This is a genomic window from Enterocloster clostridioformis, assembly GCF_020297485.1.
Classification (GTDB): Bacteria; Bacillota; Clostridia; order Lachnospirales; family Lachnospiraceae; genus Enterocloster; species Enterocloster clostridioformis.
On sequence record NZ_JAIWZC010000001.1, the window covers coordinates 4561141 to 4575224 of the forward strand.

The following is a 14084-nucleotide window of genomic DNA, read 5'->3' on the forward strand; positions in this document are numbered from 1 at the left end:
GCGTTTGAATAAGGAGAAAACAGCAATGGATATAGATATGTTTGGAAAGATATCAGATGCATTTGGCCCCAGTGGGTTTGAGGAAGAGGTGGTGCGCACCGTGGCGGGTTACTGCGGTAAGTACCAGGTGGAAAATGACGCCATGAACAACCTGTATGTGCGCATGCCGGGCGTCGCCGGGGATAAACCGGTGGTGCAGCTGGACGCCCACCTGGACGAGTGCGGTTTTATGGTGCAGTGCATCCATGATAACGGCTGCCTGGGAATCCTCATGCTGGGAGGCTTTCACCTGACCAGCCTTCCGGCCCACACGGTCATCATAAAGACAAGGGCCGGCAGGAAAATAAGGGGTATCATTATGTCAAAGCCCGTGCATTTCATGAACGATAAGGAGAGGGCTTCCCTGGAACTGTGCATTGAAAACCTGTATGTGGACATCGGCGCCACAAGCCGCAGGGAGGTGGAGGACGACTTTGGCGTATCCATCGGAGATCCCATGGTCCCGGAGGTGTCCTTTTCCTATGATGAGGAACATGGGATCTGCTTCGGCAAGGCATTTGACAACAGGGCCGGCTGCGCCTGCATCGTGGATACCATGAATAAGATATATGACGGCAGGAATGAGCTGGCAGTGGATGTGGTGGGCGCGTTTGCGGCCCAGGAGGAAGTGGGCATGAGAGGCGCCACCGTCACCACCCAGGTGGTGAAGCCGGACCTGGCCATCCTGTTCGAGGGTTCCCCGTCGGATGACTTCTTTTTTTCCGCTGCCCAGGCCCAGGGAAGGATGAAAAACGGCGTTCAGATCCGCCGCATGGACAAGAGCTATATATCCAATCCGGTGTTCATGGAATATGCCATGGAGCTGGCCGGCAAATTCGGTATCCGGTACCAGGAGGCCGTAAGGCGGGGAGGCAGCACCAATGCGGGCAGAATCAGCCTCATAGGAAAGGCGGTTCCTGTCCTTGTGCTGGGCGTACCTTCCAGATATGTACATTCCCATTATAATTTCTGCGCAAAGGATGACCTGGAGGCGGCTACGGAGCTGGCGGCCCAGGTCATCAGGGGGCTGGACCCGGAACGCATCCGCCACATCCTGCGCCAGGATATACTGTAGGGAGGCGGAGAAGATGGAGCGTCCGATTATCGGTATCATGGGAAATACATACATGACCCAGCCAGGTTTGTTTGACAGCATGGAAAGGGCTTATCAGAACAGCTGCTATGTGGATGCGGTCATGAAGAACGGGGGAATCCCTGTGATTTTACCGGCGTCTGCCGTTATGGAGCGGACAGAGGAAATTATGGGTATCTGTGACGGAATCCTGTTCCCGGGAGGGGAGGACATGACGCCTTCCTACTATGGGGAGGACCCTCATCCGGCCATCCAGGTATTTAAGCCGGATATTGACGAAGCCCTGATGAGGGCGGGCCGTTATGCCCTGGAGCATGGAAAGCCCATGCTGGGCATCTGTAAGGGAAGCCAACTGCTTAACGTACTCATGGGAGGTTCCCTGTATCAGGACCTTTCCCTTAAGGGGCCTGACTGCATCAGGCATCTGCAGCTGGGCAGGCGGGATTACCTTACCCACCAGATACGGGTGGAAGAGGGGACCAGGCTGTCAAGACTTCTGGGCAGCGGCGTCTGCATGACCAATTCCATGCACCATCAGTCGGTGAAGGAGCTGGGGAAGGGGCTCAGGGCCTCGGCATATGCAAATGACGGGGTTATTGAGGCCATCGAGGACCAGGATGGTCTGATGGTAGGCGTACAGTGGCATCCCGAAAGCCTTCTTGAGTCAGCCCCCGCCATGAATCATCTGTTCTCTGATCTGTGCGGCAGGGCCATGGAGCGAAAAGCAGGGAGTTTATAATTTCTATAGAAAACCATCACAGAATGCTCACAATTTATCTGTATGCTGGATAGAAATGGAAGCTGCCCGTTTCGGCAGCCTGCCTGAGAACATACCGGCCTTTAATATCGGTCTTTGATTTGAGCTGCCAAGAGGTCCGGGCGTTTTCCGCCCGGGCCTTTTTGCAGCGCTGAATTCCTGCCTTCTGCTCCGTCGGGTGTATGAAGAACGTGCAATTGCAGATACTACCTGATGTATTTATGGAAAAAGTATAGCAATTCAGTTATATATGGAAGGATGGAGCAGGATGCTGAAAATATGGATATGCGGGGCCGGGGGACGGGTTGGAAGAAAAATGACAGATATTCTGGCGTCCAGGCCGGTGGAGCTGCTTTTGACGGATGTGGATTCGGTGGATATCACGGATTCAGAGGCTGTGATGGAATACGCCCATATCAACAGGCCACATTATATTGTGAACTGCGCCGGCCTGACCGATGTGGCTGCCTGTGAGGTCCGGCCGGAGGAAGCGTACCGGGTAAATGCTCTGGGGGCCAGGAATCTGAGTGTTGCCGCCAGAATGGGGAAGTCCAGGCTGGTCCAGATGTCCACAGACGATGTGTTTGACGGGGAAAGCCAGACGCCTTATACGGAATTTGACCCGGTCTCACCTCGGACCGTGTACGGCAAGTCCAAGATGGCAGGGGAAAATTTTGTTAGGGAGTTCTGCAACCGCCATATCATTGTGCGGAGTTCCTGGATATTCGGGGATGGAAGCCCATACCTGGGGCGTATTCTGGAGATGGCCGGCCAGGGTAAGACCATCAGGGCTGCCTCGGACCAGATGGCATCACCCACAGGGGCTGACGGACTGGCCGCCAAGGTCATAGAGCTGATGGAGAACGGCGAGGACGGATTGTACCATGTGACGGGCCAGGGCTGCTGCAGCCGGTATGAGCTGGCAAAGGAGGCTGTCCGGCTGGCGGGTTATCAGGTCCCGGTGGAACCTGTGTATGCCTCTGAGGACACCTTAAGCTCCATGAGGCCTTCCTACAGCGTGCTGGACAATATGATGCTGCGCATATCCGACATGCGTCTCCTGCCCCATTGGAAGGAGATGCTGGAGGCGTATATGAAGGACTGGCGAACCGGAAGCCGGAGACGGGCTGAGGGAAAGGATGGTATCGGCTATGGAAAATAGGAAAAGTCCGGGACTTACCACCGCTATCTTCATTGGACTTGCGCTGGGGGCGGCTGCGGGCATCCTTCTTCATTACGCTGTTCCGGAGGGGAAGGTCCGGGACGTACTGCTCATAGACGGAATATTCTATCTGATAGGAAATGGATTCCTGCGTCTGATGCAGATGCTGGTGGTGCCATTGGTATTCTGCTCCCTGGTGTGCGGCAGCATGTCCATGGGGGATACGAAGAAACTGGGAAAAATAGGAGTAAAGACACTGGGATTTTATCTGGCAACCACTGCTCTGGCCATCACCGCGGCCATATTGACTGCCCAAATGATTAACCCGGGAGCCGGGTTAGATCTTTCTGCCCTGGAAACAGCCCAGGTCACTATCGGGGAGAAGGAAGGGCTGGCGGACACGCTTTTGGCTATCATTCCGGTCAATCCGGTGAGGGCGCTGGCAGACGGGGATATGCTGTCCATCATCCTCTTTGCGCTGATTGTGGGAATGATTCTGGCCGGTCTGGGGGAAGCGGTTCAGACGGTGGGGAATTTATTCAGCCAGTTTAATGATGTGATGATGCAGATGACAGTCATGGTCATGAAGCTGGCTCCCTACGGCGTGTTCTGTCTGACTGCCAGAACGTTTTCCGGCATTGGTTTTGACGCGTTTCTGCCCCTGTTTAAGTATATGGCAGGGGTTATGATTGCACTGGCCATACAGGGGCTGGTGGTCTACATGGCGATCCTTAAGGGGTTTACAGGGCTGAGTCCTGTCAAATTCCTCAAGAAATTCCTGCCTGTAATGGGCTTTGCGTTTTCCACCGCGACTTCCAATGCAACCATTCCCATGTCCATCGATACCCTGCACAGGAAGATGGGGGTGCCGCGGCGTATTTCTTCCTTTACCATACCCCTGGGGGCCACGATCAACATGGACGGCACAGCTATCATGCAGGGGGTGGCTGTGGTGTTCGCATCCCAGGCATTTGGAATCCACCTGTCCGTGGCGGATTATCTGACCGTGATACTGACGGCCACCCTGGCTTCCGTGGGAACGGCCGGTGTGCCGGGGGTGGGACTGATTACCCTATCCATGGTATTTGCATCAGTGGGCCTGCCAGTGGAGGCCATAGCCCTGATTATGGGAATTGACCGCATATTGGATATGAGCAGGACGGCTGTCAACATTACCGGGGATGCAGTGTGTACCACTGTGGTGGCATTCCAGGACGGCGGCGTGGACCGGGCCGTATTTGAAAATATGGAAGCGGGACGGGATGGATAACAAGCGGCGGGTAACAAGCAGCGGGTAACACTGAGAAACTTCTTGACGTACTTCCCTATGGATTTTATACTTGTACTATATTTAGTGATTGGTGCGAGTGCGCAGGAGGGGAATATGAATATATTCGGATTTGAGATTAAGAGCAAGGAGGAGCGGGAGCAGGAGGAGAGGGAATATCTGCACCGCATTTTTCCGGGAGGCACGGCCCAGAAGGCGGCTGTGGAGCAGCAGCTTAGGGAAAAGCTTCCCAAGGAAGATAAAAAGGCAGTTATGCTTTACTATATTCTGGTGAAGGATGCCATGACGGCTGGTAATGGTATGAGCTTTGAGGAAGCCGTGGGGAAGGTGTCTAAAAAACAGCGGATTCTTAAGCTGACGCCGGTGATGCTGGAGAAGGTGAGAGAGGTGATGGAGGACAACCAGTAATGGTTGTCCTCCTTTGGGTGCGCCCGGCGGGCGCACGTTCACTCAAAACAAAAAACCCCGCAAGGCTTACGCCTGCGAGGTTTTCTTCATGCGCCAGAGAAGATTCGAACTCCCGACACTACGGTCCGTAGCCGTATGCTCTATCCAGCTGAGCTACTGACGCATGCTGCTGTTTGATTTCTATCTCTAACAGCGCAAGAGCTATTATAGCCTGTCTGGGGAGAAATGTCAATGGGTTTTTTGAAAATATTTTAAAACGCTAACATCACTGCCAACTGCCACAAATATGCAACCTTCTTGAAAGATGCCGCATTTTGTGGTATTATGTTACGAGCAGAGGTAAGAAAGAGCGGGGAAGTTTGATTCTTATCTCTTATTTTGATTAAGCGGGGATAAAAATATGAGGCAGAAATTGTCGAAGCAGAATCTTCTGCTTGTGGGTTTTACATTATTTTCTATGTTTTTTGGTGCGGGGAATTTGATTTTCCCGCCTTTTCTTGGCGCCCGGGCAGGGGTGCTGACCTGGAAGGCCATGTCGGGTTTTCTGCTCAGCGCGGTGGGACTTCCTGTCCTGGGAGTGGCTGCGGTTGCCCTTTCGGGCGGCATTGGCAAGCTGGCGGGCAGGGTGCACCCCGGCTTTGCATTCCTGTTTACCCTTCTTATCTATCTCTCCATAGGACCGTGCCTGGCCATACCCAGGACCTCCAGTACTTCCTTCGAGATGACGGTGTTCCCGGTTCTTGAGCAGATGGGCGTTTCTCTGAACAGTACGGTAAGCGGGACCGGCTTTACGGTCCAGACCATGGCACAGTTCGGATATTCCGTGGTGTTCTTTGCGGCTGCCATGGCAGTGGCATTCAGGCCGGATAAGCTGACGGACAGGCTGGGGAAAATATTGTGTCCCACATTGCTGGTGCTTATCAGCGTTATTTTTATAGGATGCCTGGTGTGGCCCATGGGTCATTACGGCGCTCCCGGAGCTGTCTATAAGTCTGGCCCCGCTGTGACTGGTTTCCTGGAGGGATACCAGACCATGGATACCATTGCGGCCCTGAATTTTGGAATTATTATTGCCATCAATATACAGGCCAAGGGGGTGGATCAGGAGGGTGCGATTGTCAGGGAAACCATTAGGGCGGGAATCATAGCAGGTATTCTGCTGGCCCTTATTTATGCGGCCCTGGCCCACATCGGTGCACCGGCGGGAGCCGCGGCCGGCAGCATGGATAATGGGGCAAGGATACTTACTTTCGTTGCGGGAAACCTCTTTGGAAATGCAGGTATGATGATACTGGGGCTTATTTTCCTCATTGCCTGTTTTAATACATGCGTGGGGCTTCTCAGCTGCTGCAGCCAGTATTTTAATTCTATCATACCTGTAATCGGCTACAGAGTATGGGTGTTTTTATTTGCCCTGATTAGCCTGATTATATCCAGTGCGGGCCTTAATAAGATACTGGCCGTGTCAGTGCCGGTTCTGAACGCCATTTACCCAATCGCCATTGTGCTGATTGTGCTGGCATTTTTAGGGCCGCTTACAAGAAGGTGGCCGGCCATGTATTCGGCGGCCATTCTGTTTACAGGCGCAGTCAGCGTGGTATATGCCCTGGAACAGAGCAAATTCGTGATTCCATTCCTCACCCAGGCAACTACGTTCCTGCCCGGATACGGGGCTGGATTGGGGTGGATTGTGCCGGCATTTGCGGGAATGGCGGCCGGTATCATTTACTCCTCGGTCATGGGGGACCAGGAAGAATAGACAAGGACAGGACGAGACAATGACAGAAGCAAGATGGATGCTGTATGCCAAGAAGGCAGACTTTAATAAAATTGCAGAAAAATACCATATCAGCCCGGTAACGGCCAGAATCATACGCAACCGCGGTCTGGAGGATGTGGAAGATATAGGACGGTATCTTCACGGCTCCGTGGAGCAGCTTCACGATCCGCACCTGCTGCCGGACATGGACCGGGCAGTGGAGATACTTGGACAGAAGGCGGCTGAAGGCAGGCGTATACGGATTGTGGGAGACTACGATATAGACGGTGTATGCTCCACATACCTTCTCTACCGCGCATTAAAGCGGATTGGGGCTGAGGTGGATTATGAGATTCCGGACCGCATTAAGGACGGATACGGCATCAATGAATTGATTATAGAAGCAGCGGCAGAGGACGGAATCGACACCATCCTTACCTGTGATAACGGTATTGCCGCCATCAGCCAGATAGCCAGGGCCAAGGAGCTGGGGATGACCGTGATCGTGACGGATCATCACGATATACTGACTGAGGACAGTGAGACGCCGGAGGGCAGGGAGATGCTGCCGCCCGCGGATGCCGTGGTCAATCCCAAGCGCAGGGACAGCCTTTATCCCTTTCCCGATATATGCGGCGGCATGGTAGCCTATAAGCTGGTGCAGGTGCTTTATGAGGTCCATAAAATACCCGGTGAGGAATGGCTCGGTCTGCTGGAAATCGCGGCCATTGCAACGGTGGGGGATGTGATGAAGCTTCAGGGAGAGAACCGCATCATTGTAAAGGAGGGGCTCTCCAGGCTGGAACATACGTCCAATCTGGGACTTCGGAAACTGATTGAGAAAAATAATCTCCAGGCAGGGAACATCACGGCCTATCACATCGGCTTTGTCATCGGACCGTGCCTGAATGCCAGCGGACGGCTTCAGACGGCCAAGATAGCCCTTGGGCTCCTTCTGTGTGAGGATGAGCCGGCGGCGGACCGGATGGCAGAGGAATTAAAGGCCCTCAACGACCAGCGCAAGGACATGACCCAGGAGGGGATTGAACAGGCGGCAGCCATGGTGGATGAGCTGTACCGGGAGGATAAGGTGCTGGTGGTATTCCTGCCGGACTGCCACGAATCACTGGCCGGCATTGTGGCAGGGCGTCTCAGGGAACGGTACAACAAGCCCTCCTATGTGCTTACGCGGGCCGAGGGCTGCGTCAAGGGGTCGGGACGTTCCATAGAGGCATATCATATGTTCCAGTCCCTGGTGGAGGTACAGGACCTGCTGCTTAAGTTCGGGGGTCATCCCATGGCGGCCGGGTTTTCACTGGAGGATAAGGATGTGGACGAATTCCGGCGCCGTCTCAACGAAAACGCGCGGGAGCGGCTGACGGAAGAGGATTTCATACCCAAGGTGTGGATTGATGTGGCTATGCCTTTTGAATACATAACTGAACCGTTCATAGAGGAATTGGAGCTGCTGGAACCGTATGGACAGGGAAATGAGAAACCCCAGTTTGCCCAGAAGGGACTGTTTATACGCAGTGCCAGGGTCATGGGGCGTAACAGGAATGTGGTGCGGGTAAGCCTAGTAAATGAGCGGGGAACAGCCATGGACGGCGTGATTTTTACGGAGGGAGATTTGTTCATGGAGGAAATGGGTGACCGCCGTGTCATGGATATTATCTACTATCCGGGAGTAAATGAGTATAACGGAAACAGGAATCTGCAGATTGTAGTGAAGAATTGGAAGTTCCATTAGGAAGTTTTTAGGAAGTTTCATACATCAGAAATAAAAAAGGGATGCTGCCGCAGCGGACAGCACCCTTTTTGGCGTGAAAGAAGATTAGTTCTGAGCAGCCTCAGTTGTTTCCTCTGCAGCCTCAGCATTAGCCTCGCCGGCAGCCTCTTCCTTGGAAGCCTCAGTCGCATCAGCCTCGCTGGACTCTTCAGCGTCAGCAGCCTCGGTAGACTCCTCAGCGTCAGCAGCCTCAGCAGTGGTCTCCTCAACAGCCTCAGTAGTCTCTACTGTGGTCTCTACAGCAGCAGTGGTCTCAGCCTTGTTGTCGCTGCCGCCGCAAGCGGTCAGGCTTCCTGCGATCATAGCTGCCGCCATAATAGCGGTCATGGATTTTGCGATTGTCTTCTTCATAATAGTTTTCCTCCTCTGAAAGCCTCCCGGTGAGACTTTCTAAACACAAATTTTTATGGAACGAGTTTGATAATAGCCTATAATTGTGTCCGAATTGTGTCTAAAGTTTAAAGAAAGTGCTATAATTATTATGAAATTATTAAGAAAAACAGCGATAAAAAATTAACAGATAAAGAGAAAGGGGCTCTGCCATATGTCTTGCAATTTGCTGTTACATAGGTTATAATCAGCAGAAAAAGGCTGTCATTGCGAAAGGAAGAGGTAAGATAATGGTTAATGAAGTAATGGATTTTATTACCGGATATGACAAGGAAGTGGGCGAGGCCATTCAGGCTGAATGCGCGCGCCAGAGACGCAACCTGGAACTCATCGCATCAGAGAATATCGTGTCAGAGCCTGTCATGATGGCTATGGGGACGGTTCTCACCAATAAGTATGCGGAAGGATATTCGGGAAAACGTTATTACGGCGGATGCCAGTGCGTGGACGTGGTGGAAACCCTTGCCATTGAGCGTGCTAAGAAGCTGTTCGGATGTGATTACGCCAACGTACAGCCACATTCAGGCGCTCAGGCCAATATGGCGGTGTTCATTGCCATGCTGAAAGCAGGGGACACGGTCATGGGCATGAACCTGGACCACGGCGGTCATCTCACCCACGGAAGTCCTGTGAATTTTTCCGGCCTTTACTTTCATATCGTACCTTATGGAGTCAATGACCAGGGGTTCATCGACTACGATGAGCTGGAGCGGATTGCAAAGGAAGCCAGGCCAAAGCTTATCATAGCAGGCGCCAGCGCCTATGCCAGGACCATTGATTTCAAGCGGTTTCGTGAAATCGCTGACGAAGTTGGCGCTTATCTCATGGTTGATATGGCCCATATCGCGGGTCTGGTGGCTGCGGGCGAACATCCCAGCCCCATTCCTTATGCGGATGTGGTGACCACCACCACCCACAAGACATTGAGGGGGCCAAGGGGCGGCATGATTCTGGCAAACAAGGAGGCGGCTGAGAAATTTAATTTCAACAAGGCCATTTTCCCGGGAACCCAAGGCGGCCCGCTGGAGCATGTGATAGCGGGAAAAGCAGTGTGCTTTGGAGAGGCATTAAAGCCTGAATTCAAGTCATACCAGCGCCAGGTGACAGCCAATGCAAAGGCTCTTGCCCAGGCTCTTAAAAAACAGGGATTCAAGCTCCTTACGGACGGCACGGACAACCACCTGATGCTGGTTGATCTGCGCGGCATGGAAGTGTCGGGCAAGGAGCTGCAGAATCGCTGCGATGAGGTGTACATCACCCTGAACAAGAATACGGTTCCCAATGACCCCAGAAGCCCATTTGTCACTTCAGGCGTGCGCATCGGTACACCGGCCATTACCACCAGGGGCCTTAAGGAAGAGGACATGCCGAAGATTGCCGAGTGCATTTGGCTGGCTGCCACGGATTTTGAGAATAAAGCGGATTATATCAGGAGAGAAGTGACAAAGCTCTGTGACAAATACCCCATTTATCAGTAGAACCGGGGAAAAGTGATAAAAGAAACATGAGGGAACAGGAATGAATATGGGGAGCTGCGGCCATGGGGGTGTCCCGGGCGCCACAGCCCCCTTTTGGCATGCAGACGGCCGCAAAACAGGCAGGATGGTATAAAGGCAGGTGGAATGGATGGAACAGACAGGGAAGGCGCTGAGGCTTTCACGGCAGGGAGCCCAGGCCATTGTGGAGGAAGTGGGGGCCATTGTGGGCCAGAATATTAATATGATGGACCCGGAAGGTTATGTCATAGCCAGTACGGATCCGGAGCGAATCGGCACGCTTCATGAGGGGGCCAGGAAAATCATCAGGGAGCATCTGGATGAGCTGTATGTGAGGAACGAGGAGGCCACGTTCACCTCCCGTCCGGGGCTGAACCTGCCTGTGTACCAGGCCGGAAGCATTGCCGGCGTTATCGGCATCACGGGCCGGTATGAGGAAGTGGCCGGCTATGGCCAGATTGTGAAGAAGATGGTGGAAATCCTGATTCGGGAAAATGTTTGGCAGGATGAACGCCGTATGGGGCAGCGGGTGCTGAACCGTTTTCTGGAGGACTGGGTCCTTGGAAGCGGACTCCTTCAGCCCAGGGTACTGGAGGAGAGAGGCTTTGCGCTGGGAATCGACATTTCTGTTCCCAGAAGGGTCATGGTGGCAGGCGTCAAAAACTTCCAGGAATACGCATCCACCGCGTCGGGCCAGAAGCTGCTGGAGCAGGCAGAGGGGGAAGCTGTTTCCCTGGCAGGGGCGGGATGTCTGGTGTTCCGCAATGCCGGCCGGCAGATTTTCCTGGTTCAGGGTGCTTCCGACCGTCATATGACCCAGCTGGCCGGGCGCATACGCTCCTGTGTGCAGAAGAAATTCGGCATAGGTCTGGTTATGGGGATCGACGGCAGGGCCAGGGACATCCATGTGGCATATGGCCAGGCCAACAAGGCATGGCGCTCAGCCGATATGTCCAAACGGGACGTCATGACATATGACAGCGTTACCCTGGAGCTGTTTACGGAGGATGTGGCTGATAGTGTGAAGGCAGAGTACCTTCGCAAGGTATTTAAGAACTGCGGTTATGAGGAGCTGTGTCAGTGGATGGGGCTTCTGGAGGCTTATTTCGGAGCCGAGGGTTCCTTAAAGGCTGCGTCGGATGCCATGCACATCCATAAGAATACATTGACCTATAAGCTCAGGAAGCTGGAGGAACTGACGGGATATGACGTGCGCGTACTGAGCCAGTCAGCGGTGTTTTACATGGCGATGGTATTTTTCAGGGATGTGAAGGAAATGATGCAGGATTAGCGGCGGGACGGGAAACAGAATGGGGTATGGCCTGCCAGAAGGTTTGTTGTGCTTAAGAATAAATAATATACAGAATATATGTTTTTTGGAACATTGACGCGGCAGCCTGGAAACAGTACAATAGACGTAAGAAAATCAATCACAATTGGGAGGCGGAACCATGAAGTTTTTATTTGCATCAGATTCGTTTAAGGGGACCTTGTCGTCAGAGCGCATTACACAGCTTTTGGAGGCAGCGGCAGGGCGGACATTTCCGGGCTGTGAGACAGCTGGCGTGCCTGTGGCTGACGGCGGGGAGGGAACCATTGACGCGGTGATTTCAGCGCTGAACGGTACATACCGCAGACTGACGGTCCATGGCCCTTTGATGGAGGAGGCGCAGTCCTTTTACGGGGAATTTGAAGGGGACTCCGCTATCATCGAGATGGCAGCTGCTTCCGGGCTTCCCATGGTGCCGGCGGACAGGCGCAATCCCCTGAACACCACCACCTACGGCACAGGGGAATTGATTAGAGATGCTCTGGATCGGGGATACCGGAAGATTTCCATTGCCATTGGAGGCAGCGCAACCAATGACGGCGGTATGGGGGCCATGCGTGCTCTGGGAGTAAGGTTCCTGGATGATCAGGGAAATGAGCTGGAGGGCAGAGGCCGGGATTTGACAAGAGTGGCTGATATTGATGCGAGCCGGATGCACCCGGCGGTGGCCCAGGCCGGATTCACCGTGATGTGCGATGTGACCAATCCTCTTACGGGACCGGACGGAGCCACCTATACATTTGGAAAGCAGAAGGGCGGTACACCGGAAATCCTGGACGTGTTAGAGGGCGGAATGGTTCGGTATGCGGCTCTGCTGAAGGAAAAGCTGGGCGTGGATGTGGATAAGATTCCCGGAGCGGGCGCTGCCGGTGGATTAGGGGCGGCATTCTGCGTGTTCCTGAAGGCCAATCTCAAGTCCGGTATTGACACGGTACTGGATTTGGTTCATTTTGACAGCCTCTTAGAGGGGGTGGACCTGGTGATTACCGGAGAGGGTAGAATGGACTGGCAGTCTGCCTTTGGAAAGGTGCCAAGCGGAATCGGAAAGCGCTGCAGGGAGAGAGGCATACCGGTGGCAGCCATCGTGGGAGGTATGGGCGACAAGGCTGAGACGATTTTTGATTACGGCATTGACAGTATTATGACCACGATAAACGGCTCCATGGATATCGAGGAGGCCCTGGAGCGGGCGGAAGAGCTGTACATCAGTGCCGCGGACCGTACATTCAGGATGCTGAAGGCCGGAATGAGCCTGGGGCGGAAATAGGCTGAGGCAGGTGTGGCTTAAGGCTGCTGCCTGAGATGGATTCATTATCATATGGATTCATTTTCAGGCAGCGTTTTTTATTACTGTTTTTTATTGAGTTCATGTTATTTGTGCTCATGCTATTGACTTGACTGACGGTAAGTGCTATTTTACATATATAAATCTTAAGGATGTTCTGTCCGAGATAATCTTAAGGGAGTTTTTCTCCTGTATCCCTGTGTTGTATGGCTGAATAATTTTAAAATGTCAGGCGGTGGTTCTGTGGATATGTGATTCAGGATTGTGATTCGTGTATATTCTTGCAACGGAGGCAAAGCTTTTGTATAATAAAAGGAGAATAAGATGAAGAAAATGAATGACCCCGGCAGGCCTGTCATGAAACCGCTGGCAGAGCTGACCCTGCTGGACCGTTTTTTATTTGCATGTGTTATGGAGGATCGCGGGACCATGGAGCTGGTCCTTTCCACCATACTTGGTGAGGAGATTCATCTGGCGGAGCAGCCTCAGGCAGAGAGGGAAATGCGGACAGTGCCCTGGCTGCGTTCTATCCGGCTGGACGTGTATTCCGTGGGCGAGGAAAGCCGTGTTTACAATGCGGAAGTACAGAAAAAGAATACCGGGAACCTGATTAAGAGAAGCCGGTTTTATCAGGCGTTGATTGACAGTTCACTGCTGGCGCCCGGTGAAATTGATTTTAACCGCATGCAGCCCTCCTGCCTCATTACCATCATGCCCTTTGACTTGTGGGGATATGGAAGGTACAGATACACATTTCGGATGGAGTGTCAGGAGGAAAGCGGCCTTTTTCTGGAAGACGGGGCGGTCAGGATATTTCTCAATACCCATGGAACTGTGCCGGAGGGAATAAGCGGAGAGCTGATAGAGCTGCTTCATTACATAGAGCGGACCTCTGAAACAGAGGCGGCCAAAAGCAGCAGTCTGCGGATTAAGGAACTGCACAGGCGGGTCAGCCGGGTCAAAGTCAGTGAAGAGATTGGAGTGAGATATATGCAGGAATGGGAAGAACGGATGTATCAGCTTCAGGATGCTAAGGCAGAAGGAAGGGAAGAGGGAAGGGAAGCCGGACTTGAGGAAGGTATAAGGGCCTTTGTCCTGGATAATCTGGAGGAAGGGAAAACAGAAGGGCAGATATTGGATAAACTGGTGCGGATGTTCTCTTTGAGCCGGGACACGGCCGGGGAGTATCTGAAGCGCTATAAGGGGACTGCCTGAGCCGTATATCCGGACGGCGGCCCTTTTGTATCCTGTCTTGCAATGAAGTGTGTTATGAAAGAAAGCGCAGTTT

The 14084-nt window shown here is 53.1% G+C and carries 12 protein-coding genes and 1 tRNA gene; 11 read left to right on the forward strand and 2 right to left on the reverse strand.

Annotated elements, in window-relative coordinates; translation table 11 throughout:
• The first annotated feature begins 25 nt into the window (after window positions 1–25).
• The 5 genes from LA360_RS22865 to LA360_RS22885 all read left to right on the forward strand — a co-directional run bounded on the left by LA360_RS22865 (window position 26) and on the right by LA360_RS22885 (window position 4747).
• Window positions 26–1114: a M42 family metallopeptidase gene (locus LA360_RS22865; RefSeq protein ID WP_022202674.1), complete on the forward strand. Its 1089-nt coding sequence runs from the start codon at window positions 26–28 to the stop codon at window positions 1112–1114.
• Between the two features lie 13 nt (window positions 1115–1127).
• Entirely contained in the window at window positions 1128–1871 is a 744-nt protein-coding gene (locus LA360_RS22870; RefSeq protein WP_022202673.1) for a gamma-glutamyl-gamma-aminobutyrate hydrolase family protein, read from the forward strand.
• Window positions 1872–2157: 286 nt separating this feature from the next.
• The gene (gene rfbD / locus LA360_RS22875) at window positions 2158–3051 is read left to right on the forward strand and encodes a dTDP-4-dehydrorhamnose reductase (RefSeq protein WP_022202672.1); all 894 of its coding nucleotides are present in this window, start codon (window positions 2158–2160) and stop codon (window positions 3049–3051) included.
• Window positions 3041–4321, forward strand: a complete 1281-nt coding sequence (locus LA360_RS22880; RefSeq protein WP_170321142.1) for a dicarboxylate/amino acid:cation symporter — start codon at window positions 3041–3043, stop codon at window positions 4319–4321. Before rfbD ends, LA360_RS22880 begins: the two co-directional genes overlap by 11 nt.
• A 114-nt stretch (window positions 4322–4435) precedes the next feature.
• Window positions 4436–4747, forward strand: a complete 312-nt coding sequence (locus tag LA360_RS22885; protein WP_022202670.1) for a hypothetical protein — start codon at window positions 4436–4438, stop codon at window positions 4745–4747.
• An 89-nt stretch (window positions 4748–4836) separates the two neighbouring features.
• Here LA360_RS22885 and LA360_RS22890 read toward each other — a convergent pair.
• Window positions 4837–4910, reverse strand: a tRNA-Arg gene (locus tag LA360_RS22890).
• Between the two features lie 237 nt (window positions 4911–5147).
• On the opposite strand from LA360_RS22890, the gene brnQ reads away from it, so the two are divergent.
• Both brnQ and recJ read left to right on the forward strand, forming a co-directional pair.
• Window positions 5148–6506, forward strand: a complete 1359-nt coding sequence (gene brnQ / locus LA360_RS22895) for a branched-chain amino acid transport system II carrier protein (RefSeq protein ID WP_112482892.1) — start codon at window positions 5148–5150, stop codon at window positions 6504–6506.
• A gap of 19 nt (window positions 6507–6525) precedes the next feature.
• The gene (gene recJ, locus LA360_RS22900) at window positions 6526–8256 is read left to right on the forward strand and encodes a single-stranded-DNA-specific exonuclease RecJ (RefSeq protein ID WP_112482890.1); all 1731 of its coding nucleotides are present in this window, start codon (window positions 6526–6528) and stop codon (window positions 8254–8256) included.
• Window positions 8257–8340: 84 nt separating this feature from the next.
• Here the strand turns inward: recJ and LA360_RS22905 are convergent, their stop codons facing one another.
• Window positions 8341–8646, reverse strand: coding sequence for a hypothetical protein (locus LA360_RS22905; RefSeq protein ID WP_112482888.1), 306 nt, complete (start codon window positions 8644–8646; stop codon window positions 8341–8343).
• Window positions 8647–8915: 269 nt separating this feature from the next.
• Between LA360_RS22905 and glyA the strand changes: the two genes are divergently transcribed.
• The 4 genes from glyA to LA360_RS22925 all read left to right on the forward strand — a co-directional run bounded on the left by glyA (window position 8916) and on the right by LA360_RS22925 (window position 14011).
• Window positions 8916–10163, forward strand: a complete 1248-nt coding sequence (glyA, locus tag LA360_RS22910; RefSeq protein WP_057571691.1) for a serine hydroxymethyltransferase — start codon at window positions 8916–8918, stop codon at window positions 10161–10163.
• Window positions 10164–10311: 148 nt separating this feature from the next.
• A complete protein-coding gene (locus tag LA360_RS22915; RefSeq protein WP_112482886.1) occupies window positions 10312–11472 on the forward strand; it encodes a CdaR family transcriptional regulator in 1161 nt (386 codons plus the stop codon).
• Between the two features lie 160 nt (window positions 11473–11632).
• Complete coding sequence (locus LA360_RS22920; RefSeq protein ID WP_112482884.1) at window positions 11633–12778, forward strand: glycerate kinase family protein; 1146 nt, start codon at window positions 11633–11635, stop codon at window positions 12776–12778.
• A 342-nt stretch (window positions 12779–13120) separates the two neighbouring features.
• On the forward strand, window positions 13121–14011 hold the full coding sequence (locus tag LA360_RS22925; protein ID WP_112482882.1) for an Rpn family recombination-promoting nuclease/putative transposase: 891 nt from the start codon (window positions 13121–13123) through the stop codon (window positions 14009–14011).
• Window positions 14012–14084 lie beyond the last annotated feature (73 nt).

What these genes read in the sequence shown, in the direction of transcription:
- LA360_RS22870 (WP_022202673.1), top strand. Translation starts at nt 1,128, where the DNA reads ATGGAGCGTCCGATTATCGGTATCATGGGAAATACATACATGACCCAG.
- LA360_RS22905 (WP_112482888.1), bottom strand. Translation starts at nt 8,646, where the DNA reads ATGAAGAAGACAATCGCAAAATCCATGACCGCTATTATGGCGGCAGCT.
- LA360_RS22885 (WP_022202670.1), top strand. Translation starts at nt 4,436, where the DNA reads ATGAATATATTCGGATTTGAGATTAAGAGCAAGGAGGAGCGGGAGCAG.
- brnQ (WP_112482892.1), top strand. Translation starts at nt 5,148, where the DNA reads ATGAGGCAGAAATTGTCGAAGCAGAATCTTCTGCTTGTGGGTTTTACA.
- rfbD (WP_022202672.1), top strand. Translation starts at nt 2,158, where the DNA reads ATGCTGAAAATATGGATATGCGGGGCCGGGGGACGGGTTGGAAGAAAA.
- LA360_RS22865 (WP_022202674.1), top strand. Translation starts at nt 26, where the DNA reads ATGGATATAGATATGTTTGGAAAGATATCAGATGCATTTGGCCCCAGT.
- LA360_RS22925 (WP_112482882.1), top strand. Translation starts at nt 13,121, where the DNA reads ATGAAGAAAATGAATGACCCCGGCAGGCCTGTCATGAAACCGCTGGCA.
- recJ (WP_112482890.1), top strand. Translation starts at nt 6,526, where the DNA reads ATGACAGAAGCAAGATGGATGCTGTATGCCAAGAAGGCAGACTTTAAT.
- LA360_RS22915 (WP_112482886.1), top strand. Translation starts at nt 10,312, where the DNA reads ATGGAACAGACAGGGAAGGCGCTGAGGCTTTCACGGCAGGGAGCCCAG.
- glyA (WP_057571691.1), top strand. Translation starts at nt 8,916, where the DNA reads ATGGTTAATGAAGTAATGGATTTTATTACCGGATATGACAAGGAAGTG.
- LA360_RS22920 (WP_112482884.1), top strand. Translation starts at nt 11,633, where the DNA reads ATGAAGTTTTTATTTGCATCAGATTCGTTTAAGGGGACCTTGTCGTCA.
- LA360_RS22880 (WP_170321142.1), top strand. Translation starts at nt 3,041, where the DNA reads ATGGAAAATAGGAAAAGTCCGGGACTTACCACCGCTATCTTCATTGGA.